This is a genomic window from Streptomyces sp. NPDC051740 (assembly GCF_044453165.1).
In the GTDB taxonomy this organism is placed as follows: domain Bacteria; phylum Actinomycetota; class Actinomycetes; order Streptomycetales; family Streptomycetaceae; genus Streptomyces; species Streptomyces atrovirens.
Map to the genome: position 1 here is coordinate 1 of NZ_JBITCL010000010.1, position 20,781 is coordinate 20,781.

Consider the following 20,781-nt stretch of genomic DNA (forward strand, 5'->3'; position numbering starts at 1 on the left):
GCGGTCAGCTTCGCCCGGGAGAAGGCGAGGATGAAGTGCCGCCGGTCCCAGAGCTGACGGACGTACTCCGTCAGGGACGGCCGGGCGCCGCTGACGGACAGCCCGTACTTGGCGGCGAGCCGGTCCGCCGTCAGGCCCTCGTCGGGCGGCACGGGCGCGGTGACCGCGACCGTGCCGTCGTGCGTGGTCTCACTCACTGGTGGAAAACTTTCGTCCTCGAGATGCGCGGCCCGCGGGCGGGCCTGGCATGAGCCGGAGAGCCTGGGTACGGCCCCGATGTTCCCGGATACGAGCTTGTCAGATGACGGGGGGCCGGCCCAGTCGGGTCAGCCGCCACACCGTACGCCACTTCATGGGCCGGCGGGGTCCGCAGGGGGTGGCCCAGCCCTCCCGGAAACCACCGAACCACGCCTTCAGCGCGGGGCGCGAGGGCCGGCGCAGCAGGGTGAGGAGCATCCAGACACCCAGGTAGACCGGGACCAGGGGCGCGGGGAGGTTGCGGCGGGCCAGCCAGACCCGGTTGCGGGCGACCATGCGGTGGTAGACCGCGTGCCGCGAGGGGGCGGTGGCCGGGTGGTACAGCACCATGTCGGACCGGTAGTCGATCATCCAGCCGGCGTCGAGGGCCCGCCAGGCCAGGTCGGTCTCCTCATGGGCGTAGAAGAACTCGTCCGGCAGCCCGCCGACCTCGGCGAGGACCTTGGTGCGTACGGCGTTGGCGCCGCCGAGGAAGGTGGTCACGCGGGAGGAGCGCATCGGGTCTGAGGCGCGCAGCCGGGGCACGTGGCGGCGCTGGGTGACGCCGCTCCCCGGGTCGGCGATGCGGAAGCTGATGATGCCGAGCGCCGGGTCGGCCGTGAAGGCCCGGCGGCACAGCTCGGCGGTGTCGTGGCCGGCGAGCAGGCCGTCGTCGTCGAGGAAGAGCAGGATGTCGACGTCGGTGCCGCCGGGGCCGAAGGCCTCGATGCCGACGTTGCGGCCGCCGGGGATGCCGAGGTTCTCCGGCAGTTCCACGGTGCGGACGCCCTCGGGGACCTCGGGGACGGGCGAGCCGTTGCCGACCACGACCACCTGGACCGGGTCGCCGTCCTGCTTGGCGACCGAGTCCAGCAGGGCGCGCAGCTCGTCGGGGCGGTTGCCCATGGTGATGATCACCGCGCCGACCTTCATGCCGGCGCTCACTTCAGCCTGCTGGAGGCGAGGACGGACACCAGGTGCAGCAGGGTCTGCAGCAGAGCGATGCCGGCCAGGACGGCGGTGCCCAGGCGGGTGAAGAACAGGTCGTCCCGGACGGCGTCCACGATCGCGAGGACCAGGATCAGCAGGGACGCCTCGATGCCGAGAATGAGGCGGTGGAACTTGAACGCGGCGGCGGCCCGGCGGGCCAGCGCCATGCCGGAGGAACGCATCTCGGCTGCGGCCTCCTTCACCGGCGGCAGCCCGTTCTGGTGGCGGGCGACGCCGACGAGGTCGGTCTCGGCCTTGATCAGGATCGCGCCGAGCGCGGCCAGGGTGCCGAGGAAGGCCCAGAGCCAGTCGATCCGTCCGCTGCCCCACGGGTCGGCGGCGCGCAGGCCGAGGCCGACCAGGACGGCCGCGTCGGTGAGGTAGGCGCCGACCCGGTCGAGGTAGACCCCGCCGAGCGAGTACTGCTTCCGCCAGCGTGCTATCTCGCCGTCGACGCAGTCCAGCAGCAGGTAGAGCTGGACGGCGACCACGCCGAGGACGGCCCCCGTGATCCCCGGCACCAGCAGCGCCGGGGCCGCGAGGACACCGCAGACGGTCATCAGGTACGTGAGCTGGTTGGGCGTGACCCTGGTGTTCACCAGGTAGCGGTCCACCCGCAGGGACACCTCGCGCATGTAGAGGCGCCCCATCCAGTGCTCACCGCTGCGCCGGTCCTTGACCCCCGGGGGGTGCACGACCGGACGGAGTTCAGCTACCGATGGCCTTGACATAGTCGGCGTAGACGTCCTTGATCTGTTCGGTCTTCAGGTCGAGATGTTCGAGGATGGTGAAGCGTCCGGGGCGGGTCTCCGGGGCGAACTCGACGACCCGGACGAATTCGTCCGGCGTGAATCCGATCTCCTCCGGCAGCACCGGGAGTCCGTGGCGGCGGAGCACCTCGGCCATGGCGGCCGATTCCTCGTGGGCCCCGCGCAGGTACATCGCGAAGGCGGCGCCCAGTCCGCACTGCTCGCCGTGGGCGGCGGCCCGCTTGGGGTGGAGCAGGTCGAAGGCGTGGTTGATCTCGTGGCAGGCGCCGGAGGAGGGGCGGGAGTCGCCGGAGACGGACATGGCGATGCCGGTGAGGACCAGTGCCTCGGCCAGCACCTGCAGGAAGCCGTCGTCGCCGACCCCGCCCGGGTGCCGCAGCACCGCCTCGCCGGCCTGCCGGGCCATGGCGGCGGCCAGGCCGTCGATCTTCTCCCCGTTGACGCGGTGGGCCAGTTCCCAGTCCGCGACGGCGGAGATGTTGGAGATGGCGTCGCCGATGCCGGACCGTACGAAACGGACCGGGGCCTCGCGGATGACGTTGAGGTCGATGACGACCGCGATCGGGTTCGGTACGCCGTAGGAGCCGCGGCCCGCGTCGTTGTCGAGGGTCGCGACCGGCGAGCAGAGGCCGTCGTGCGCGAGGTTGGTGGCGACGGCGACCAGGGGCAGGCCGACGCGCGCCGCCGCGAACTTGGCGCAGTCGATGATCTTCCCGCCGCCGAGGCCGACGACCGCGTCGTAGTGGCCGCCCTTTATGTCGCCCGCCAGCCGGACCGCGTCGTCGATGGTTCCGCCGCCGACCTCGTACCAGTCGGCACCGGGCAGCGAGGGCGCGATCCGCTCGCGCAGCCGGGTGCCCGAGCCGCCGCTGACGGCGATGGCGAGCCGGCCGGACTGCGAGATGCGCTCGTCGGCGAGGACACAGCCCAGGTCGTCGAGGGCACCCGGGCGGATGTCCACGACGACCGGCGAGGGGATCAGCCGGGTCAGTACTGGCACGCGATCTCCCGTCCGCGGGCGAGGTCGTCGTGGTTGTCGATCTCCACCCACTCGACGTCGCCGATCGGCGCCACGTCGATCCGGAAGCCGCGGTTCACCAGCTCCTGGTAGCCGTGCTCGTAGAACTGCTGCGGGTCGGTCTCCCACACGGTCTTCAGCGCGTCGGCCAGCTCGGCGGCGGCGTCGCCCTCGATGAGGGTGACGCCGATGTACTCGCCGGTGGCCTCGGCGGGGTCCATCAGCTTGGTGATCCTCGTCATGCCCTTGGCGGGGTCGACGACGACCTTCATCTCCTCGTCGGCGAGCTGCTTGACCGTGTCGAGGGCGAGGATGATCCGCCTGCCCTCGCCGCGGGCGGCGAGCAGGGTCTTCTCGACGGAGACCGGGTGCACGGTGTCGCCGTTGGCGAGGATCACGCCGTCCTTGAGGGCGTCACGGCCGCACCACAGGGAGTAGGCGTTGTTCCACTCCTCGGCCTTGTCGTTGTCGATGAGGGTGAGCTCGAGGCCGTACTTCGCCTCCAGGGCGGCCTTGCGCTCGTAGACGGCCTCCTTGCGGTAGCCGACGATGATCCCGACCTCGGTCAGGCCGATCTCGGCGAAGTTGCCGAGGGTGAGGTCCAGGACCGTCGGTTCGCCCTCTATGCCCGCGGGCCCCACCGGCACCAGCGCCTTGGGAAGGCTGTCGGTGTAGGGGCGCAGACGCCGTCCGGCGCCGGCCGCCAGCACGAGGCCGATCATGCGGGTTCTCCTTCATCGTGTACGGCGGGCGCCCCGGAGGACGCCCAGAAGCGGATGCTCTCGACGAGCACCACCAGGGCCACGGCCACGGCGAGGACCGTGAGCGCGACCGTGAACTGGGAGGCGGTGAGCAGTGCCGCCAGGACGGCGACCACCAGGGTTCGGCCCTCGTGCCCCCCGATCGCCCGCACCAGCCAGCGCGGGGACGCGCCCGCGTCGCCGCGGATGCGGTAGACCGTGTCGTAGTGATGGTAGGCGACCGCGGCCACCAGGCCGTAGGCCGCGGGAAGGGCTCCGTTCACGTCCGCTTTCGCCGCCAGCGCCAGGACGGTGCCGTACTCGGCGGCGCGGAAGAACGGCGGGACCAGCCAGTCGAGGGCGCCCTTGAGGGGGCGGGCCGCGGCGAGGGCGGAGGTCAGGGCGTAGCCGCAGGCGGCGACGATCGTCCAGGGGCCGCCGAAGCCGGTGAGCAGGGCCGTGGCGACGACGGCGAGGCCGCCGAGCAGGGCGACGGCGGGGGCGGTGAAGCCGGGCAGGCGCCGCGCGGGGTTCTTCAGCGGGCCGGCGAGGGCCTGGGCGAGCGGGCCGGAGTCGGCGAGGTCCGCGAGCGCCTGTGCCGCCCGGTCGGTCCGCTTCGCCTTGCGGGTCAGCGAGCGCAGGACCCGGCCCGCCGTGGTGTACGTCGCGGCGAAGGCGCAGCCGATGAGCAGGGCGTAGAAGGTGATCCGGGGGGTGGTGACGGCCGTGAGGACGGCGATCATCGCCCAGCGTTCACCGATCGGCAGGACGATCATGCGGCGCAGCCAGACCGTCCAGCCGACGCTGTCGAGCTTGTCGGAGAGGGCGGCGGTGGGGCTCGTGTTGGCGGTGGCGTCGTGGTTGGCCTCGTTGAAGGAGAAGTCCACGACGTGCCGGCAGGTCTGGAGGACCATCGCGCCGAGGGCGAGGGCCCATACGTCGTCGCCGCCGCGGGCGGCTCCGAGGGCGAGGCCCGCGTAGTAGGCGTACTCCTTGGCACGGTCGAAGGTGGCGTCGAGCCAGGCACCGAGGGTGGAGTACTGCAGGGAGTAGCGGGCGAGCTGGCCGTCGGTGCAGTCCAGTACGAAGGAGGCGAGGAGCAGCACGCCGGCGGCGACGAAGCCGGCGCGGGTGCCGGTCGCGGCGCAGCCGGCGGCTATGAGCGCGGTGATCAGGGACGCGGTGGTGACCTGGTTGGGGGTCAGTCCGCGGCGGGCGCACCAGCGGGCGATGTAGCGCGAGTACGGGCTGATGAAGTGGGTGGTGAAGAAGCCGTCGCGGGCCTTGACGGCCGACTTCAGGCGTACGGCCTCGTCGTCGACGGCGGCGACGGCCTGCCGGGCCTCGTTGCGGGTCTGGGGGTCGCCGGGGACGGTGGCGACGAGGCTGCCGAGCTCGGGGCGGTGCACGTCGGCGCCCTCGGCGTCGAGGGCGGTGACGACCCGGTCGGCGGGGCTGTCGGCCAGGACGGTGGCGCCGGCCGGCCCGGCGGCGGCCGCGGAGTCCTCGCGGGCCATCGCGCGGATCAGGGCCTGGCGGCCGGCCGGCTGGGCGGTGACGGCGCCGGGGATCGCGGAGAGCGGGAAGCGGGGATCGGTGAGGCCGAGGCGCAGCGCGTGCGCGTGGCCCACGAAGCGGGCGTCGACCACGGCGACCCGCTGTCCCGCGGGCACCCCGGCGAGCAGGGCCTTGGCCTCGGCGATGCCGGACGCGGTCCGTACGTCGAAGCCGAGGGAGCGCAGATCGCCCTCGAGTGACGAACCGGGGACCGGCTGGCCGGTGAGGATGGCGGTCGACAACCGAATCTCACTCCCTGGGTGCCGACGCGTCGACGCCGGTCATGTACACGATGAGGCGCCCGTGCGGTACCTCCGGGCGGCATGTCGGCAGAGGTTATCGGATGCCCGGAAACCCGTGTTCACCGCCTGTTCGACGGCCGGATCGGCACGGTTCGCCCGCGCCTCCGCCGCGATCATCATCGGTGATGCGGGGCCCGGCCCACAAACCGCCGTATCAGAACAGGCATTCGGTACGACTCGACACATTGGGGACCGCCGGGTCCGCTCGGCATAGGGTGGGCGACCATGACATGGCTGATCACCGGCGGGGCCGGTTACATCGGGGCACACGTGGCGCGGGCCATGACCGGTGCCGGGGAGCGGGTCGTGGCGCTGGATGACCTCTCCGCCGGGGTGCCGGCGCGGCTGTCCGCCGACGTCCCGCTGGTCAGGGGATCGTCGCTGGACGGCGAGCTGCTGAAGCGGGTGTGCGCGGAGCACGGGGTGACGGGAGTGGTGCATCTCGCCGCGCGCAAGCAGCCCGCCGAGTCCGTGGCGCACCCGACCATGTACTACCGGGAGAACCTGGGGGGCCTCGGGACGCTCCTGGACGCCGTCGCCGACGCCGGGATCGGGCGCTTCGTCTTCTCCTCGTCGGCGGCCGTGTACGGCGACCCCGGTGTGGACCTCATCACGGAGGACGCCCCCTGCGCCCCGGCCAACCCCTACGGCGAGACCAAGCTCGCCGGTGAGTGGCTGGTCCGGGCGGCGGGCCGGGCGCACGGCATCGACACGGTGTGCCTGCGCTACTTCAACGTGGCGGGGGCGGCGGTGCCGGAGCTGGCCGACACCGGTGTCTTCAACATCGTGCCGATGGTCTTCGACCGGCTCACGCGTGACGAGGCCCCGCGCATCTTCGGCGACGACTACCCGACGCCGGACGGCACGTGCGTCCGTGACTACATCCACGTGGCCGATCTGGCCCAGGCGCACCTGGCGGCGGCCCGAAGGCTGTCCGAGGGGGACCTCTCGGGGGACCTGACGGTGAACATCGGCCGCGGCGAGGGCGTCTCGGTGCGCGAGCTGATCACGGTCATCGGCGAGGTCACCGGCGACACCCGGGCCCCGCTCGTCGAGGGCCGCCGCCCCGGCGACGCGCCCCGCGCGGTGGCGTCGGCCGCCCGCGCGGCCGAGCGGCTCGGCTGGACCGCCCGGCGCTCGGTGCGGGAGATGATCGAGTCGGCGTGGCAGGGGTGGCGGCTGCACCAGGGCCGCTGAGCGCCGCGCGACTGTCGTCCACCGTCTGACCTGCGAATCGTTTGCGCAGGTCAGAGCAGATGACAACGGTGTTCAGTGCCGCGTTGCGGATACCCCCTCCCCGTAGTTCACTGTGACCCGGACGGGGTCACGGGAAGGGGCCGTTTCATGGGGGCTGGGCACGATCACGGGCATGCGCACGGCGCGCCCGCCGGCGGTACCGCGAGTGCGGCGTACCGCGGCAGGCTGCGGGTGGCGCTGGCGATCACGCTCGGTGTCATGGTGGTCCAGATCGTCGGCGGTGTGCTGGCCGACTCGCTCGCGCTGGTCACGGACGCGGCCCACATGGCGACGGACGCCCTGGGCCTGGGCATGGCGTTGCTCGCGATCCACTTCGCGAGCCACCCGCCGAGCGAGCACCGCACCTTCGGCCTCGCCCGCGCGGAGATCCTCGCCGCCCTGGCCAACTGTGTGCTGCTGCTCGGCGTCGGCGGCTATGTGCTGTTCGAGGCGATCGAGCGGTTCGTCACCCCGGCCGACACCAAGGGCGGCCTGGCGATGCTGTTCGGCGCGATCGGCCTGGTCGCGAACCTGGTGTCGCTGACCCTGCTGATGCGCGGGCAGAAGGAGAGCCTGAACGTGCGCGGCGCCTTCCTGGAGGTGGCGGCGGACGCGCTCGGCTCGGTCGCGGTGATCCTCGCCGCGCTGGTGATCCTGACCACCGGCTGGACGGTCGCCGACCCGATCGCCTCGCTGCTGATCGCGCTGATGATCGTGCCCCGCACCGTGAAGCTGCTGCGCGAGACACTCGACGTCCTGCTGGAGGCGGCGCCCAAGGGCGTGGACATGGCTCAGGTGCGGGAGCACATCCTCGCCACCGACGGCGTGGAGGACGTGCACGACCTGCACGCCTGGACGATCACCTCGGGGATGCCGGTGCTCTCCGCGCACGTCGTCGTCAGCTCCGACGTCCTGAACACCATCGGGCACGAGAAGATGCTGCACGAGCTGCAGAACTGTCTGGGCGCCCACTTCGACGTGGGGCACTGCACCTTCCAGCTGGAGCCCGGCGGGCACGCGGAGCACGAGGCGCGCCTGTGCCATTAGGACCGGTCCACGCGCGCCGCCGCGCGCCGATGCGCCGTAGTACGCGGTCTTCCGCCCCCGTGCGGGCGCCCCGGGGACATGCGGGCGCGTCCGGGAGTGCCGGGAGTGCCGGATTCGTGCGGCAGACTTGGGGCGCGAAGACCGAGTGAAGGATGGGTATGCCGATCACACCTGCCACCGCGACGAACAGCCCGTCGAACGGCGCCGCCGAGCCGATTTTGCTGGAACTGGTCGACGAGGACGGCGTGACGACCGGCACGGCGGAGAAGCTCGCCGCCCATCAGCCGCCGGGGCGGCTCCACCGGGCGTTCTCGGTGTTCCTGTTCGACGAGCGCGGGCGGCTGCTGCTGCAGCAGCGGGCGCTGGGCAAGTACCACTCCCCCGGTGTGTGGTCCAACACCTGCTGCGGTCACCCCTACCCCGGTGAGGCGCCGTTCGCGGCGGCGGCCCGGCGGACCTTCGAGGAGCTGGGCGTCTCCCCGTCGCTGCTCGCCGAGGCCGGCACCGTCCGCTACAACCACCCGGACCCGGCCTCGGGCCTGGTGGAGCAGGAGTACAACCACCTCTTCGTCGGCATGGTGCAGTCACCGCCGCAACCGGACCCGCAGGAGGTGGCGACCACGGCGTTCGTGACCCCGGCGGAGCTGGCGGAGCGGCACGCGCGGGACACCTTCTCGGCCTGGTTCCCGACCGTCCTGGACGCGGCCCGCCCGGCGGTCCGCGAACTGACGGGACCGTCCGCGGGCTGGTGACCCAGGGGGCGTCGTTCGGATCTTGCCGGGGTCGCGGGCTCTGGCACCGCTCCCCCACTCTCGGCTTCTCCCCCCACTCTCGGCTCCGCTCGAGCGGGGGGACCCCATGAGCGGGAGGGACCCCCACCGCCGCGTTGTCGTCGGTTGCCGGGGCTCCGCCCTGTCGCCCTCCTCCGCCTTGCGATGCTCCCCCACTGCCTGAAAGGCGTGGGAGGTACCCCCACCACCAGACCCCGCTCGGCTCAACTGCAGGGGCGCCGCTCGCTGGAGCCGGCCTGATCCGAACGGCACCCCCTAGGAGATCCGCGTGGGCTTGAGCGGCAGGACGGCCCAGATCACCTTGCCGCCGGTGGGGGTGTGCTCGACGTCGCACGCCCCGCCCGCCTCGCGGGTGATCTCCCGCACCAGGAGCAGTCCGCGGCCTCCGGTACGGCCGTGGTCGGTCTCCAGGGCGGTGGGCCGGTAGGGGTGGTTGTCCTCCACGGACACCCGGACCCACTCGGCGCCGACGGCGACCTCGACGGCGAGCGTCGGGGACAGCAGCGCCGCGTGCCGTACGGCGTTGGTGACCAGCTCGGAGACGATCAGCAGCAGTCCCTGCACGATGTCGTCCGCGACCGGCACTCCCTGGCGCAGCAGCAGGTCCCGCACGGCGTGGCGGGCCTGCGGGACCGAGGCGTCGACGGACGGGGCGGTGAATCGCCAGACACCTTCGTACGGCAGCGGATCGCCGCTCTCACGCTCGATTGTCACCACACGTCGAGTGTTGGGCCCGTCGGCCCCGCTCCCCGCCCCTGAACAGAAGTCAGCGGATATCGAGCGTTTCCGACCGACTGTGGATGACACGGTCGCTTGCGGGACCGTTCCGGTCCGCCCTGTGCCGGGTCGGCGAACTATTCGGGTTGTACGGGTTTGACGGCCCGGTGATCACCGCCGTGCGGCGCCTCCCCCGGCGCCCGCGCGGCCTCCCTCTCGCCTGCCAGCCGGTCGGAGACCATGCCGACGATCCGGCGTCCGCCGTAGCCGGTGGCGATCAGGCCGAGCCCGTCGAAGAGCAGGGAGAGGGAGAAGAACGTACCGATGACGTACTGGCTGCTGCTGGGCCAGGTGGCCAGCACCAGGACTCCCAGGAGCAGCCCGAAGGCGCCCTGCACCAGCGTCCAGCCGAACTGCGGCCCGCGCACCACCAGGCTGCCGACGAGGCGGAACACCCCGCCGGTGAGGAACAGCAGCGCGGCGAACATGGTGAGCGCCTCGGCCGCGGCCTCCGGTGTCTTCAGGACGACCACGCCGGCCGCGATGTTCAGGGCCGCGACGACCACGCCGAGCCAGAAGAAGTTGGTGTGCCGCGCCTGGACGGCGTGCAGCAGTCCGACCAGGCCGCCGATCAGCAGCAGCCAGCCGAACAGCACCATCGAGGTCAGGGTGGCGAGGCCGGTGTAGACCAGGCCGACCAGGCCCGCGACGACCAGGATCACGCCGAGTACGGCGAGCCAGCTGAAACCGCGGCTCAGTTTCGCGGTCTCGCCCTGGGGCTTGGTGGACTTGGCCATGACTGCCTCCTCGCTCCCGTTTCCCCTCTTCCCAGTCTCCGCCGCCCGCCCGCCGCCCGCCGGGTGGAGCCCGGTCGGCCGGGGCGCCGGCCTGGGCGGATAGCATCCGGCGCATGGAGCCCCAGCTGCTGCACGGCGTCACCGGGCACGTCGCCACGGTCGTCATCCGCCATCCGGAGAAGCGCAACGCCATGACGGCCGCGATGTGGGGTTCCCTGCCGCCGCTGCTGGAAACGCTGGCGGCCGACCCGGACGTACGGGTGCTGGTGCTCACCGGTGAGGGCGGGACGTTCTGCGCCGGCGCCGACATCTCCACGCTCCGCGGGTCGCCGCTCCGGGCGCAGCGGCTGGCCGTGGCGGCGGAGGAGGCGCTCGCCGCCTTCCCCAAGCCGACCCTGGCGGCGGTCCGGGGGCACTGCGTGGGCGGCGGGGCACAGCTCGCGGCGGCCTGCGATCTGCGGTTCGCCGAGGAGGGGGCGCGGTTCGGGGTGACCCCGGCGAAGCTCGGCATCGTCTACCCGGCCTCCGCGACCCGGCGGCTGGTCTCCCTGGTCGGTCCGGCCACCGCCAAGTACCTTTTGTTCTCGGGTGAGTTGATCGAGGCCGAGCGGGCGCTGCGCACCGGTCTGGTGGACGAGGTGCTGCCCGAGGGCCAACTGGACGAGCGGGTCGCGGAGTTCACCCGGATCCTGGCGTCCCGCTCGCGGCTGACGCAGGCCGCGGCGAAGGAGTTCGCGAACGGTCGCACCGACCGGGACGCGTACTGGAGCGAGCGGGCCGGGGAGAGCGGCGACACCGCGGAGGGCGTCGCCGCGTTCCTGGAGCGCCGGCCTCCGCGCTTCACCTGGACCGTGCCTACGTCAGGATGAAGCGGCTCTTCGACCTGAACTCCTCGACGAGGTGCGCGGGCGCCTTCCGCGGGGAGCCGGCGTCGTAGGGCGGCTGCGGGTCGTACTCGGTGAGCAGCTGGACGGCCTGGGCGTGTTCGTCGCCGGCGATCCGGCCGAGCAGGGTGAGCCCCATGTCGATGCCGGAGGAGACACCGGCCGCGGTGACGTACTTGCCGTCGGTCACCACCCGGTCCCCGGTCGGCTCGGCGCCGTACCGCTTCAGGTGGTCGAGTGCCAGCCAGTGGGAGGTGGCCCGCCGCCCCCGGAGGAGTCCGGCGGCGGCCAGCAGCAGGGAGCCGGTGCACACGGACGTCGTCCAGGTGCTGGACGCGTCGGCGGCGCGCAGCCAGTCCAGCAGGGCGGCGTTCTCCATCTGGGGTGTCTGTCCGGGGCCGCCGGGGACGACGACGATGTCCGGCCCCGGCACCTCGTCCAGGGTCCTGTCGGCGGTGATCGCGAGCGCGCCGGTGTCGGTGCGCACGGGCCCGGTCCGTTCGGCGACGAACACGGTCTCGGCGTCCGGGAGACGGCCGAGGGTCTCGTAGGGGCCCACGGCGTCGAGGGCGGTGAAGCGGTCGAAGAGGACGATGGCGATCTGCATCGGCGGCCTTTCAGGTGCGGTCGGTTGCGGGGGCGGGCCGGAAGCGGCGGCGGTACTCCGCCGGTGACGCGCCGAGGGTGCGGACGAAGGCGCGCCGCATCGCCTCGGGGGTGCCGTAGCCGCTGGCGCGGGAGATCTCCTCTACGCCGTCGGCGGTGTCCTCCAGCAGGCGGCGGGCGTGTTCGAGGCGTACGCGGTCGACGTAGCGGCCCGGTGTCATACCGGTCTCGGTGTGGAAGGCGCGGGCGAAGTGGCGCGGCGAGAGGGCGGCGCGGGTGGCGAGCGCCTCGACGGTCAGATCGGCGCCGGGGTGCTCGGTGATCCACTGCTGGACTTCCCTCAACGGCTCGCGCCGCGCGGTCTGGGCGGCGAGCTGGGCGCTGAACTGGGCCTGGTTCCCGGGCCGGCGCAGGAACACCACCAGGTGCCGGGCCACGGTGAGCGCGGCCTGGCGGCCCAGGTCCTCCTCGACCAGGGCGAGCGCGAGGTCGATGCCCGAGGTGACGCCGGCGGAGGTGGCGACCCGGCCGTCCCGGACGTAGATGGGGTCCGGGTCGACCTCGACGGCCGGATGGTTCCTGGCGAGGGTGTCGCAGTAGGCCCAGTGCGTGGTGGCGCGGCGGCCGTCCAGCAGCCCGGCCCCGGCGAGCAGGGCCGCCCCCGTGCAGACGGAGACCAGCCGCTTCGCGCGCGGCCCGTGCCACCGCAGCCAGTCGGTCAGCCGCGGGTCGGGCCGGCGGGTCCCCCGGCCGCCGGGCACCAGCAGCGTGTGCGGCTCCGGCGCGTCGGCCAGCGCCCCGTCCGGTACGACGGTCAGTCCGCTGGTCGTGCGCACGGGAGCGCCCTCCAGGGACGCGGTGCTCAGCCGGTACGTCCCCGGGGTGTGCTGCTCGGCGCCCGCGAAGACCTCCACGGGACCGGTGACATCGAGGCTCTGCACGCCGTCGAAGAGGACGACGAGAACGGTTCGCTGCGCCATGCCGTCGATTCTTGGCGGCGCCCGGCACGGCCGCAACGACGAATTCCCCACCTTTCCTGCCATGCCCGGACCGGGACCGCATGCATGTCGAAGCGTTGACGAGGTACACGCAGTCAGACCCGGCCGACGGGGCCGGGAGACGGAAGGAGAGACACGTGCTGCGTGCCATCGCGGATGTCCTGCGCCAGATCGGCGGGGCCATCGCCACCGTAGTGACCCTGCCGTTCCGGGCGCTCGCCAGGCTGTTCGGCGGGGCCTCGTCCACCGCCCGGGGCCGTCGCGCCTGACGCCACTCGTGCGTCCCCCGGGCGAGTCGCCGCCCTGATCCCCGGTTGTCGGCGCCACCTGCCACAATTGCCGCGCAACCTCAGTGGAGAAGGCGGTACGGGAACGTGACGACACCCCTGACAGGGTCCATCGAAAGCAGGATCGCCGAGGAGCTCGGCGTACGGGAGCGGCAGGTCAAGGCCGCGGTGGAACTGCTCGACGGCGGTTCGACCGTGCCCTTCATCGCCCGCTACCGCAAGGAAGCGACCGAGATGCTCGACGACGCGCAGCTGCGCACGCTCGAGGAGCGGCTGCGCTATCTGCGGGAGCTGGAGGAGCGTCGGACGGCGATCCTGGAGTCGGTGCGCGAGCAGGGCAAGCTCACCGGCGAACTCGAGGCGCGGATCCGGGGCGCGGAGACCAAGGCGCGCCTGGAGGACGTCTACCTGCCGTACAAGCCCAAGCGGCGCACCAAGGCGCAGATCGCGCGTGAGGCGGGGCTCGAACCGCTGGCGGAGGGGCTGCTCGTTGACCCGGGTGTCGAGCCCCTCGCCGCGGCCGCCGCGTTCGTGGACGCCGACAAGGGCGTCGCCGATCCTCAGGCCGCCCTGGACGGTGCGCGGGCGATCCTCGCCGAGCGGTTCTCGGAGGACGCCGACCTGATCGGCGAGCTGCGCGAGCGCATGTGGGTGCGCGGACGGCTGGCCGCGAAGGTGCGGGACGGCAAGGAGGAGGCGGGCGCGAAGTTCTCCGACTACTTCGACTTCGCCGAGCCGTTCACCGATCTGCCCTCGCACCGGATCCTGGCGATGCTGCGCGGCGAGAAGGAGGAGGTCCTCGACCTCGTCCTGGAGCCGGAGGAGCCGGTGGACGGCCCGTCGTCGTACGAGGGGATCGTCGCCGGCCGGTTCGGGATCTCCCAGCAGGGGCGTCCGGCCGACAAGTGGCTGGGCGACACGGTCCGCTGGGCCTGGCGCACGCGCATCCTGGTGCACCTCGGCATCGATCTGCGGCTGCGGCTGCGGACGGCGGCCGAGGACGAGGCGGTGCGGGTCTTCGCGGCCAATCTGCGCGACCTGCTGCTCGCCGCCCCGGCCGGTACGCGCGCGACGCTCGGCCTCGACCCCGGTTTCCGTACGGGTGTGAAGGTCGCCGTGGTGGACGCGACCGGCAAGGTCGTGGCCACGGACGTCATCCATCCGCATGTCCCGGCCAACCGGTGGGACGAGGCGATCGTGAAGCTGGCGCGGCTGGCGAAGGCGCACGCGGTCGAGCTGATCGCGATCGGCAACGGCACGGCGTCCCGCGAGACCGACAAGCTCGCCGGTGAACTCATCACCAGGCACCCCGAGTTGAAGCTGACCAAGGTGATGGTGTCCGAGGCGGGCGCCTCCGTGTACTCGGCCTCCGCCTTCGCCTCCCAGGAGCTGCCCGACATGGACGTGTCGCTGCGCGGCGCGGTGTCGATCGCGCGCCGGCTCCAGGACCCGCTGGCCGAGCTGGTGAAGATCGACCCCAAGTCGATCGGTGTCGGCCAGTACCAGCACGACCTGTCCGAGGTGAAGCTGTCGCGTTCGCTGGACGCGGTGGTGGAGGACTGTGTGAACGGCGTGGGTGTGGACGTCAACACCGCGTCGGCGCCGTTGCTCGCGCGGGTCTCCGGCATCACGTCCGGGCTCGCCGAGAACATCGTGGCGCACCGGGACGACAACGGTCCGTTCCGGTCGCGTGGTGAGCTGAAGAAGGTGGCGCGGCTCGGCCCGAAGGCGTACGAGCAGTGTGCGGGCTTCCTGCGGATCCGCGGCGGTGACGATCCGCTGGACGCGTCCAGTGTGCACCCGGAGGCGTATCCGGTGGTGCGGCGGATGGTGAAGTCCTCCGGGGCGGAGGTCGCCGCGCTGATCGGGAACACGGCGGTGCTGCGGTCACTGCGACCGGGGGACTTCGTGGACGAGAAGTTCGGTCTGCCGACCGTGGGCGACATCCTGAGGGAGCTGGAGAAGCCGGGGCGGGACCCTCGGCCGGCGTTCAAGACCGCCGTCTTCAAGGAGGGGGTGGAGAAGATCTCCGATCTGGCCTCCGGGATGGTGCTGGAGGGTGTCGTGACGAACGTGGCCGCGTTCGGGGCGTTCGTCGATGTCGGTGTGCATCAGGACGGGCTGGTGCATGTGTCGGCCATGTCGAAGACGTTCGTGAAGGATCCGCGGGATGTGGTGAAGCCGGGGGACATCGTCAAGGTGAAGGTGCTTGATGTGGACATCCCGCGGAAGCGGATCTCGCTGACGCTGCGGTTGGATGACGAGGCCGCGCCTCAGGGGGAGCAGCGGGGGCAGCGCGGGGAGCAGCGGCAAGGGGGGCGCCCCCCTAAGCAGCGGCAGCAGGGGCGGTCCGGTTCCGGGGGGAAGGGGCGGTCCGCGGCCGCGCCTGCTCCGGCCAACGGGGCGATGGCCGACGCGTTGCGGCGGGCCGGGCTGGCGTAGGCGCGGCTTGCTGGGACTGGGCGGGGGTGGGTTTCGCGGGCCGGCGCTTACCGGGTGCCGCTGCGCCCACCCGTGCCGCCCTGGGGGTACCTCCCAGGCCCTTGAGGCACTGGGGGAGGCACGACTGCCCGCAGTCAAGCGCGCTCTACGACCTTGCCGTCCGTTACCTCCAGGCGTCTGGTCACCCGGACCGCGTCGAGCATGCGGCGGTCGTGGGTGATCAGGAGGAGGGTGCCCTGGTAGGTGTTCAGGGCTGATTCGAGTTGTTCGATGGCCGGCAGGTCCAGGTGGTTGGTCGGCTCGTCGAGGATCAGGAGGTTGACGCCTCTGCCCTGGAGGAGGGCCAGGGCGGCCCTCGTGCGCTCGCCCGGTGAGAGGGTGGCCGCCGGGCGCACGACGTGGTCCGCCTTGAGGCCGAACTTGGCCAGGAGCGTGCGGATGTCGGCCGGGTCCAGGTCCGGGACCGCCGGGCGGAACGCGTCGAGCAGGGTCTCCGGGCCGTGGAACAGCGCGCGGGCCTGGTCGACCTCGCCGAGCAGGACGCCGGAGCCGAGCGCCGCGTGCCCGGCGTCGAGCGGGACGCGGCCCAGGAGGGCGCCGAGCAGGGTGGACTTGCCGGCGCCGTTCGCGCCCGTCACCGCCACCCGGTCCGCCCAGTCGATCTGCAGGGAGACCGGGCCGAGCGTGAAGTCGCCGCGTCGGACCTCGGCGTCCCGGAGGGTGGCGACGACCGCGCCCGAGCGGGGGGCCGACGCGATCTCCATGCGCAGCTCCCACTCCTTGCGCGGCTCCTCGACCACCTCCAGGCGTTCGATCATGCGCTGGGTCTGGCGCGCCTTCGCGGCCTGCTTCTCGCTGGCCTCGCTGCGGAACTTGCGGCCGATCTTGTCGTTGTCGTTGCCCGCCTTGCGGCGCGCGTTCTTCACGCCCTTGTCCATCCAGGCGCGCTGCGTCTGCGCCCGGTCCTGGAGCGCGGTCTTCTTGTCGGCGTACTCCTCGTACTCGTCGCGGGCGTGCCGGCGGGCCACGTCCCGCTCCTCCAGGTAGGCCTCGTAGCCACCGCCGTAGAGGTTGATCTGCCGCTGGGCGAGGTCGAGTTCGAGGACCTTGGTGACCGTGCGGGTGAGGAACTCACGGTCGTGGCTGACGACGACCGTGCCGGCGCGCAGGCCGGTCACGAAGCGTTCGAGGCGTTCCAGGCCGTCCAGGTCGAGGTCGTTGGTCGGCTCGTCGAGGAGGAAGACGTCGTAGCGGGAGAGGAGGAGGGAGGCGAGTCCGGCGCGGGCCGCCTGGCCTCCGGACAGCGAGGTCATCGGCTGGTCCAGGCCGACGGCCAGGCCGAGGGAGTCGGCGACCTCCTCGGCGCGCTCGTCGAGGTCGGCGCCGCCCAGGGACAGCCAGCGCTCCAGGCTGGTGGCGTAGGCGTCGTCCGCGCCCGGCGCGCCGTCGACCAGGGCCTGGGTCGCCTCGTCCATGGTCCGCTGGGCCTCGGCGACACCGGTACGGCGGGCCAGGAACGCCCGTACGCTCTCGCCGGGCCGGCGCTCCGGCTCCTGTGGGAGGTGCCCGACGGTCGCGGTGGGCGGGGAGAGGCGCAACTCGCCCTGTTCCGGTGCGGTGAGGCCGGCGAGCAGGCGCAGCAGCGTGGACTTGCCCGCGCCGTTGGCACCGACCAGACCGATCACGTCGCCGGGCGCGACGACGAGGTCGAGACCGGTGAACAGGGAGCGGTCGCCGTGCCCGGCGGCTAGGTTCTTGGCGACGAGGGTGGCAGTCATCAGACCGCCGATCCTAATGGCCGCGCGCGGCCGGCCGCGCCCCGGTTCTCACCGCGCCACCTCCGTCACCAGTACCGTCCCGCCGGTGCGCGCGACCAGGTACGCCTCGCCCTTCACCGCCCGGCCGTCCAGCGGGACGCGGTGGCGGCCGGGTTCGAGTACGCCGTCGAAGAGGTCCCGGGTGCGGGTGCGGGAGAGGCGGTCGATCCGGTACGCGGTGAGCCTGACCCGGCAGGACGAGGTGACCTCCAGCTCCGCCGCGTCGCCGGTGGCGGTGAGTTCCGTCAGGCGGCGCCGGTCCCGCGGGCCGCGCTCCAGGGCCTGTTCGGTCTGGGCGACGAGGAGCGGGACGACGGGGGCGAAGCCGTCGACGCAGGGCACGTCGACGCCGGCGCCGGCGAAGGCGCGGCGGACGGCGTCGCGTTCGCCGTCCCTCACCGACCGGCCGAAGACCACGGCGCCGTAGCCGCGCAGTTCGTCGGCGGGGACACCGTCCGCGTCGTGGGCGATGTCCGCGCCGATGCCGATGGTGCGCAGGGCCGCGGCGAGCCTGGCGAGCAGGGCGACCCTGGCGCCGATCAGCAGGACCCGGCGGCGGGCGCCGGGGACGTCGCCGTCGAGGAGGGAGGCGAGGGCCGTACGGTATTCGGTGCCCTGGAAGCGGAACGGGCCCAGGCCGTGGTAGCCGTTGAGCTCCAGGTCGGCGTGCTCGTCGGTCTGCCAGGCGAAGTCGCGCCAGATGAAGTCCTCGCCGTCCCGTTCGATGACCGCGGTCACCGCGCCGCAGGCGAGGTCCTCGCACTCGGGGCAGCCGTAGACGATGTACCGGCCGGCGGGCAGCGGTGCCCCGGTCTCCAGCAGCAGGCCCTGGACCTGGGCGGTGAAGAGGGAGGGCGGGACGTCGGAGGCGAGCGGGGAGACGGCGTCCAGGTCGGCGAGGCGGAAGAGCAGCGGGCGTCCGTCGACGACGAAGTCGACGAAGTCCCGGTGGACTTGGTAGGCACCGTCGGCGAGGAGTCCACCGGCTCTCGTCGCCGGTGCCAGGCCGAAGGTCGCGTACTCGGCAGACATGCTGTGAGTATTCCCACCGCGGGACGGACCTGAGCACGGCATGACATATTCCGCTACGGTCCATGGACGGTGTCCACGGGGGCGGACGGTTCGATGGCGTACCTCTTCCCGCAGCCGGGGCGGCTGGTGCTGGGGGGTGCGGCGGAGGAGGACGCGTGGTCCCTGGAGCCGGATCCGGGGGTGGCCGAGGCGATCGTGCGGCGGTGTGCGGTGCTGTGTCCGGCTGTCGCGGGGGCGCGTGTTCTGGAGCACCGGGTGGGGTTGCGGCCGGCTCGGGACGCGGTGCGGCTGGTGCGGGTGCCGCTGCCGGGCGGGCGGGCGCTGGTGCACAACTACGGTCACGGGGGTGCGGGGGTCACGGTGGCGTGGGGCTGTGCGGAGGAGGCGGCGGTACTCGCCGCCGTCTGAGCCGGCCGGGGGCGTGCTTGGCCGGCTCCTGGCTGCGAGGTGCCGTCGCGCCCACCCGTGCCGCCCCAGCGGCACGACTGCCCGCGGACCGGCACGGACCCGACCCGGCCGCACGACTGCCCGCGGACCGGCACGGACCCGACCCGACCGCACGACTGCCCGCGGACCAGCACGGACCCGACCCGGCCATGCGGATGCCCGCGGACCAGCACGGACCCGACCCGGCCATGCGGATGCCCGCGGGCCGGCACGGACCCGACCCGGCCGTGCGGCCGGTGTCAGTGTTTGCCGATGGGGTCGCCCTCCACGTCCGGGCCTCGGCCCGGGCCCACTCGGATCTCGAATTCGCCGTCGTATTTCCTGTGGCCCTCGATGACCGCGAGTTCCACCGCTTCCGAGCCCATCTCGCCCCGCACGATGAGCGGGTCGCGGCGCAGGTCGCGCATGAGTGCCACGCACATGAAGATCATCACGATGACGAACGGGGCCGCCGCGAGGATCGTGAGGTTCTGCAGACCGGTCAGCGCGTCGCCCTGCCCGCTGCCGACCAGCAGCATGATCGCCGCCACCGCGCCGGTGACCACGCCCCAGAAGACCACCGCCCAGCGGCTGGGTTCGAGCGCGCCCTTCTGCGAGAGGGTGCCCATCACGATGGAGGCCGCGTCGGCTCCCGAGACGAAGAAGATGGCGACGAGGGTCATCACCAGCAGGCTGGTGCCGGTGGCGACGGGGTACTCCTGGAGCACGGCGAAGAGCCGGCCCTCAGGGGTCGTCTCGTCGCCGAGCCGGTTCTGCTCCTGGAGCCTCATCGCCGAGCCGCCGAAGATCGCGAACCAGATCAGGCTGACCGTGCTGGGCACCAGGATGACTCCGCCGATGAACTGGCGGATGGTCCGGCCCCGGCTGATGCGGGCGATGAACATGCCGACGAAGGGCGTCCAGGAGATCCACCAGGCCCAGTAGAAGACGGTCCAGCTGCCCAGCCAGTCGGCGACGCCCTCGCCTCCGCTGATCTCGGTGCGGCCGGCCAGCTGGGGCAGGTCGCCGAGGTAGGCGAAGACCGAGGTCGGCAGCAGGTCCAGGATGAGGACGGTCGGGCCGGCGACGAACACGAACACGGCGAGGATCAGGGCCAGCACCATGTTGGTGTTGGACAGCCACTGGATGCCCTTCTCCACACCGGAGACCGCGGAGGCCACGAACGCCACGGTCAGCACCGCGATGATGCCGACCAGCAGCCCCGTGCTGACCTTGTCCATCCAGTCGAGCTTCTCCACACCGGAGCCGATCTGCAGCGTGCCGAGGCCGAGCGAGGCCGCGGAGCCGAAGACCGTCGCGATGATGGCGAGCACGTCGATGACCCGGCCGCCGACACCGTTGGCGTTCTTCTCACCGATGAGCGGGGTGAACACGGCGCTGATGGTCTGACGGCGGCGCCTGCGGAAGGTGCTGTAGGCGATGGCGAGGCCGACGACCGCGTAGATCGCCCACGGGTGGAGCGTCCAGTGGAAGAGGGTGGTCGCCATGGCCGTCTCCATGCGATCGCCCGAGTCGGCCGGGCTGGTGCCCGGCGGGGGTGTCGTGTAGTGCGCCAGCGGTTCGCTCACGCCCCAGAACATCAGGCCGATGCCCATGCCGGCGCTGAACATCATGGCGATCCACGACACCGTGCGGAACTCCGGTTCCTCGCCCTCGGCACCGAGGTGGATGCGGCCGTAGCGGCTGGCCGCCAGCCAGAGGGCGAAGACGACGAAGCCGGAGGCGGCCAGCATGAACGCCCAGCCGCCGTTGTGCATCAGCCCGCCGAGCATGGTGGTGGAGGCGTCCTCGAGCGAGTCCGTCCCGATGGCGCCCCACAGCACGAACGCGAGGGTGAGTACGGCCGTGACGCCGAACACCACCCGGTCGGTCCGCGGATGCTCCCGGCCCGGCAGGCCCGCTTCCGAACCCGGCAGCGGGCCCGCCGTGTCGTCCTTGTCGCTGCGCTGGTTCCGCGTCACAGGCGGCACCTTTCCTCAGAGCCGTTGGGCGGAGAACACTCCTCCCGCTACGCCCCTACCACCTTTGGCGCAAAACTCACCTCAGCGGCAGAAAGTATTCACCTC

At 72.4% G+C, this 20,781-nt stretch carries 18 protein-coding genes and 2 pseudogenes; 7 read left to right on the forward strand and 13 right to left on the reverse strand.

What is annotated here, in order from left to right:
• The 6 genes and pseudogenes from ACIA6T_RS18265 to ACIA6T_RS18290 all read right to left on the reverse strand — a co-directional run.
• A pseudogene (locus ACIA6T_RS18265) lies at positions 1-197 on the reverse strand (ABC transporter permease); the annotation flags it as partial.
• A gap of 100 nt (positions 198-297) precedes the next feature.
• Positions 298-1,170: a glycosyltransferase family 2 protein gene (locus tag ACIA6T_RS18270; protein ID WP_399447709.1), complete on the reverse strand. Its 873-nt coding sequence runs from the start codon at positions 1,168-1,170 to the stop codon at positions 298-300.
• A gap of 8 nt (positions 1,171-1,178) precedes the next feature.
• Positions 1,179-1,958, reverse strand: a complete 780-nt coding sequence (locus ACIA6T_RS18275; protein WP_399447492.1) for a CDP-alcohol phosphatidyltransferase family protein — start codon at positions 1,956-1,958, stop codon at positions 1,179-1,181.
• On the reverse strand, positions 1,936-2,997 hold the full coding sequence (locus ACIA6T_RS18280; protein WP_385055800.1) for an iron-containing alcohol dehydrogenase family protein: 1,062 nt from the start codon (positions 2,995-2,997) through the stop codon (positions 1,936-1,938). The genes ACIA6T_RS18275 and ACIA6T_RS18280 overlap by 23 nt, the downstream gene beginning before the upstream one ends.
• A complete protein-coding gene (locus tag ACIA6T_RS18285) occupies positions 2,985-3,737 on the reverse strand; it encodes a sugar phosphate nucleotidyltransferase (protein ID WP_399447493.1) in 753 nt (250 codons plus the stop codon). Before ACIA6T_RS18285 ends, ACIA6T_RS18280 begins: the two co-directional genes overlap by 13 nt.
• Positions 3,734-5,554, reverse strand: a complete 1,821-nt coding sequence (locus tag ACIA6T_RS18290; protein ID WP_399447494.1) for a DUF5941 domain-containing protein — start codon at positions 5,552-5,554, stop codon at positions 3,734-3,736. Before ACIA6T_RS18290 ends, ACIA6T_RS18285 begins: the two co-directional genes overlap by 4 nt.
• 285 nt (positions 5,555-5,839) lie before the next feature.
• On the opposite strand from ACIA6T_RS18290, the gene galE reads away from it, so the two are divergent.
• The 3 genes from galE (at position 5,840) to idi (ending at position 8,649) form a co-directional block, all read left to right on the forward strand.
• Entirely contained in the window at positions 5,840-6,811 is a 972-nt protein-coding gene (gene galE, locus ACIA6T_RS18295) for a UDP-glucose 4-epimerase GalE (RefSeq protein WP_399447495.1), read from the forward strand.
• Between the two features lie 147 nt (positions 6,812-6,958).
• Complete coding sequence (locus ACIA6T_RS18300; protein WP_399447496.1) at positions 6,959-7,897, forward strand: cation diffusion facilitator family transporter; 939 nt, start codon at positions 6,959-6,961, stop codon at positions 7,895-7,897.
• Positions 7,898-8,055: 158 nt separating this feature from the next.
• Positions 8,056-8,649 carry an isopentenyl-diphosphate Delta-isomerase gene (gene idi / locus ACIA6T_RS18305; protein ID WP_399447497.1) on the forward strand — a complete coding sequence of 198 codons (594 nt, stop codon included), beginning with the start codon at positions 8,056-8,058 and terminating at the stop codon, positions 8,647-8,649.
• 294 nt (positions 8,650-8,943) lie between these two features.
• Here the strand turns inward: idi and ACIA6T_RS18310 are convergent, their stop codons facing one another.
• The gene (locus ACIA6T_RS18310) at positions 8,944-9,405 is read right to left on the reverse strand and encodes an ATP-binding protein (protein WP_399447498.1); all 462 of its coding nucleotides are present in this window, start codon (positions 9,403-9,405) and stop codon (positions 8,944-8,946) included.
• Positions 9,406-9,542: 137 nt separating this feature from the next.
• On the reverse strand, positions 9,543-10,202 hold the full coding sequence (locus tag ACIA6T_RS18315) for an HdeD family acid-resistance protein (RefSeq protein WP_399447499.1): 660 nt from the start codon (positions 10,200-10,202) through the stop codon (positions 9,543-9,545).
• A 113-nt stretch (positions 10,203-10,315) separates the two neighbouring features.
• Between ACIA6T_RS18315 and ACIA6T_RS18320 the strand changes: the two genes are divergently transcribed.
• On the forward strand, positions 10,316-11,071 hold the full coding sequence (locus tag ACIA6T_RS18320; RefSeq protein ID WP_399447500.1) for an enoyl-CoA hydratase/isomerase family protein: 756 nt from the start codon (positions 10,316-10,318) through the stop codon (positions 11,069-11,071).
• Here ACIA6T_RS18320 and ACIA6T_RS18325 read toward each other — a convergent pair.
• Positions 11,058-11,693: a DJ-1/PfpI family protein gene (locus tag ACIA6T_RS18325; protein ID WP_399447501.1), complete on the reverse strand. Its 636-nt coding sequence runs from the start codon at positions 11,691-11,693 to the stop codon at positions 11,058-11,060. The genes ACIA6T_RS18320 and ACIA6T_RS18325 overlap by 14 nt on opposite strands.
• Positions 11,694-11,703: 10 nt before the next feature.
• Complete coding sequence (locus ACIA6T_RS18330) at positions 11,704-12,672, reverse strand: GlxA family transcriptional regulator (RefSeq protein WP_399447502.1); 969 nt, start codon at positions 12,670-12,672, stop codon at positions 11,704-11,706.
• A 155-nt stretch (positions 12,673-12,827) separates the two neighbouring features.
• Here ACIA6T_RS18330 and ACIA6T_RS18335 point away from each other — a divergent pair, with 155 nt between their 5' ends.
• Together ACIA6T_RS18335 and ACIA6T_RS18340 are read left to right on the forward strand one after the other, a co-directional pair.
• Positions 12,828-12,959, forward strand: coding sequence for an LPFR motif small protein (locus ACIA6T_RS18335; protein ID WP_267883264.1), 132 nt, complete (start codon positions 12,828-12,830; stop codon positions 12,957-12,959).
• A gap of 105 nt (positions 12,960-13,064) precedes the next feature.
• Entirely contained in the window at positions 13,065-15,419 is a 2,355-nt protein-coding gene (locus ACIA6T_RS18340; protein WP_399447503.1) for a Tex family protein, read from the forward strand.
• Positions 15,420-15,553: 134 nt separating this feature from the next.
• Here ACIA6T_RS18340 and ACIA6T_RS18345 read toward each other — a convergent pair whose 3' ends face one another.
• Together ACIA6T_RS18345 and ACIA6T_RS18350 are read right to left on the reverse strand one after the other, a co-directional pair.
• Entirely contained in the window at positions 15,554-17,197 is a 1,644-nt protein-coding gene (locus ACIA6T_RS18345) for an ABC-F family ATP-binding cassette domain-containing protein (RefSeq protein WP_399447504.1), read from the reverse strand.
• Between the two features lie 48 nt (positions 17,198-17,245).
• Positions 17,246-18,268, reverse strand: coding sequence for an oxidoreductase (locus ACIA6T_RS18350; protein ID WP_399447505.1), 1,023 nt, complete (start codon positions 18,266-18,268; stop codon positions 17,246-17,248).
• Positions 18,269-18,331: 63 nt separating this feature from the next.
• On the opposite strand from ACIA6T_RS18350, the pseudogene ACIA6T_RS18355 reads away from it, so the two are divergent.
• Positions 18,332-18,676 (forward strand): annotated as a pseudogene (locus ACIA6T_RS18355) (FAD-dependent oxidoreductase); the annotation flags it as partial.
• 278 nt (positions 18,677-18,954) lie between these two features.
• Here the strand turns inward: ACIA6T_RS18355 and ACIA6T_RS18360 are convergent.
• Positions 18,955-20,676: a BCCT family transporter gene (locus ACIA6T_RS18360; RefSeq protein ID WP_399447506.1), complete on the reverse strand. Its 1,722-nt coding sequence runs from the start codon at positions 20,674-20,676 to the stop codon at positions 18,955-18,957.
• Positions 20,677-20,781 lie beyond the last annotated feature (105 nt).

Excerpts from the sequence above, each read along its gene's own strand:
- ACIA6T_RS18275 (WP_399447492.1), bottom strand. The coding sequence starts at position 1,958 with ATGTCAAGGCCATCGGTAGCTGAACTCCGTCCGGTCGTGCACCCCCCG.
- ACIA6T_RS18350 (WP_399447505.1), bottom strand. The coding sequence starts at position 18,268 with ATGTCTGCCGAGTACGCGACCTTCGGCCTGGCACCGGCGACGAGAGCC.
- ACIA6T_RS18325 (WP_399447501.1), bottom strand. The coding sequence starts at position 11,693 with ATGCAGATCGCCATCGTCCTCTTCGACCGCTTCACCGCCCTCGACGCC.
- ACIA6T_RS18320 (WP_399447500.1), top strand. The coding sequence starts at position 10,316 with ATGGAGCCCCAGCTGCTGCACGGCGTCACCGGGCACGTCGCCACGGTC.
- galE (WP_399447495.1), top strand. The coding sequence starts at position 5,840 with ATGACATGGCTGATCACCGGCGGGGCCGGTTACATCGGGGCACACGTG.
- idi (WP_399447497.1), top strand. The coding sequence starts at position 8,056 with ATGCCGATCACACCTGCCACCGCGACGAACAGCCCGTCGAACGGCGCC.
- ACIA6T_RS18300 (WP_399447496.1), top strand. The coding sequence starts at position 6,959 with ATGGGGGCTGGGCACGATCACGGGCATGCGCACGGCGCGCCCGCCGGC.
- ACIA6T_RS18315 (WP_399447499.1), bottom strand. The coding sequence starts at position 10,202 with ATGGCCAAGTCCACCAAGCCCCAGGGCGAGACCGCGAAACTGAGCCGC.
- ACIA6T_RS18345 (WP_399447504.1), bottom strand. The coding sequence starts at position 17,197 with ATGACTGCCACCCTCGTCGCCAAGAACCTAGCCGCCGGGCACGGCGAC.
- ACIA6T_RS18270 (WP_399447709.1), bottom strand. The coding sequence starts at position 1,170 with ATGAAGGTCGGCGCGGTGATCATCACCATGGGCAACCGCCCCGACGAG.
- ACIA6T_RS18330 (WP_399447502.1), bottom strand. The coding sequence starts at position 12,672 with ATGGCGCAGCGAACCGTTCTCGTCGTCCTCTTCGACGGCGTGCAGAGC.
- ACIA6T_RS18285 (WP_399447493.1), bottom strand. The coding sequence starts at position 3,737 with ATGATCGGCCTCGTGCTGGCGGCCGGCGCCGGACGGCGTCTGCGCCCC.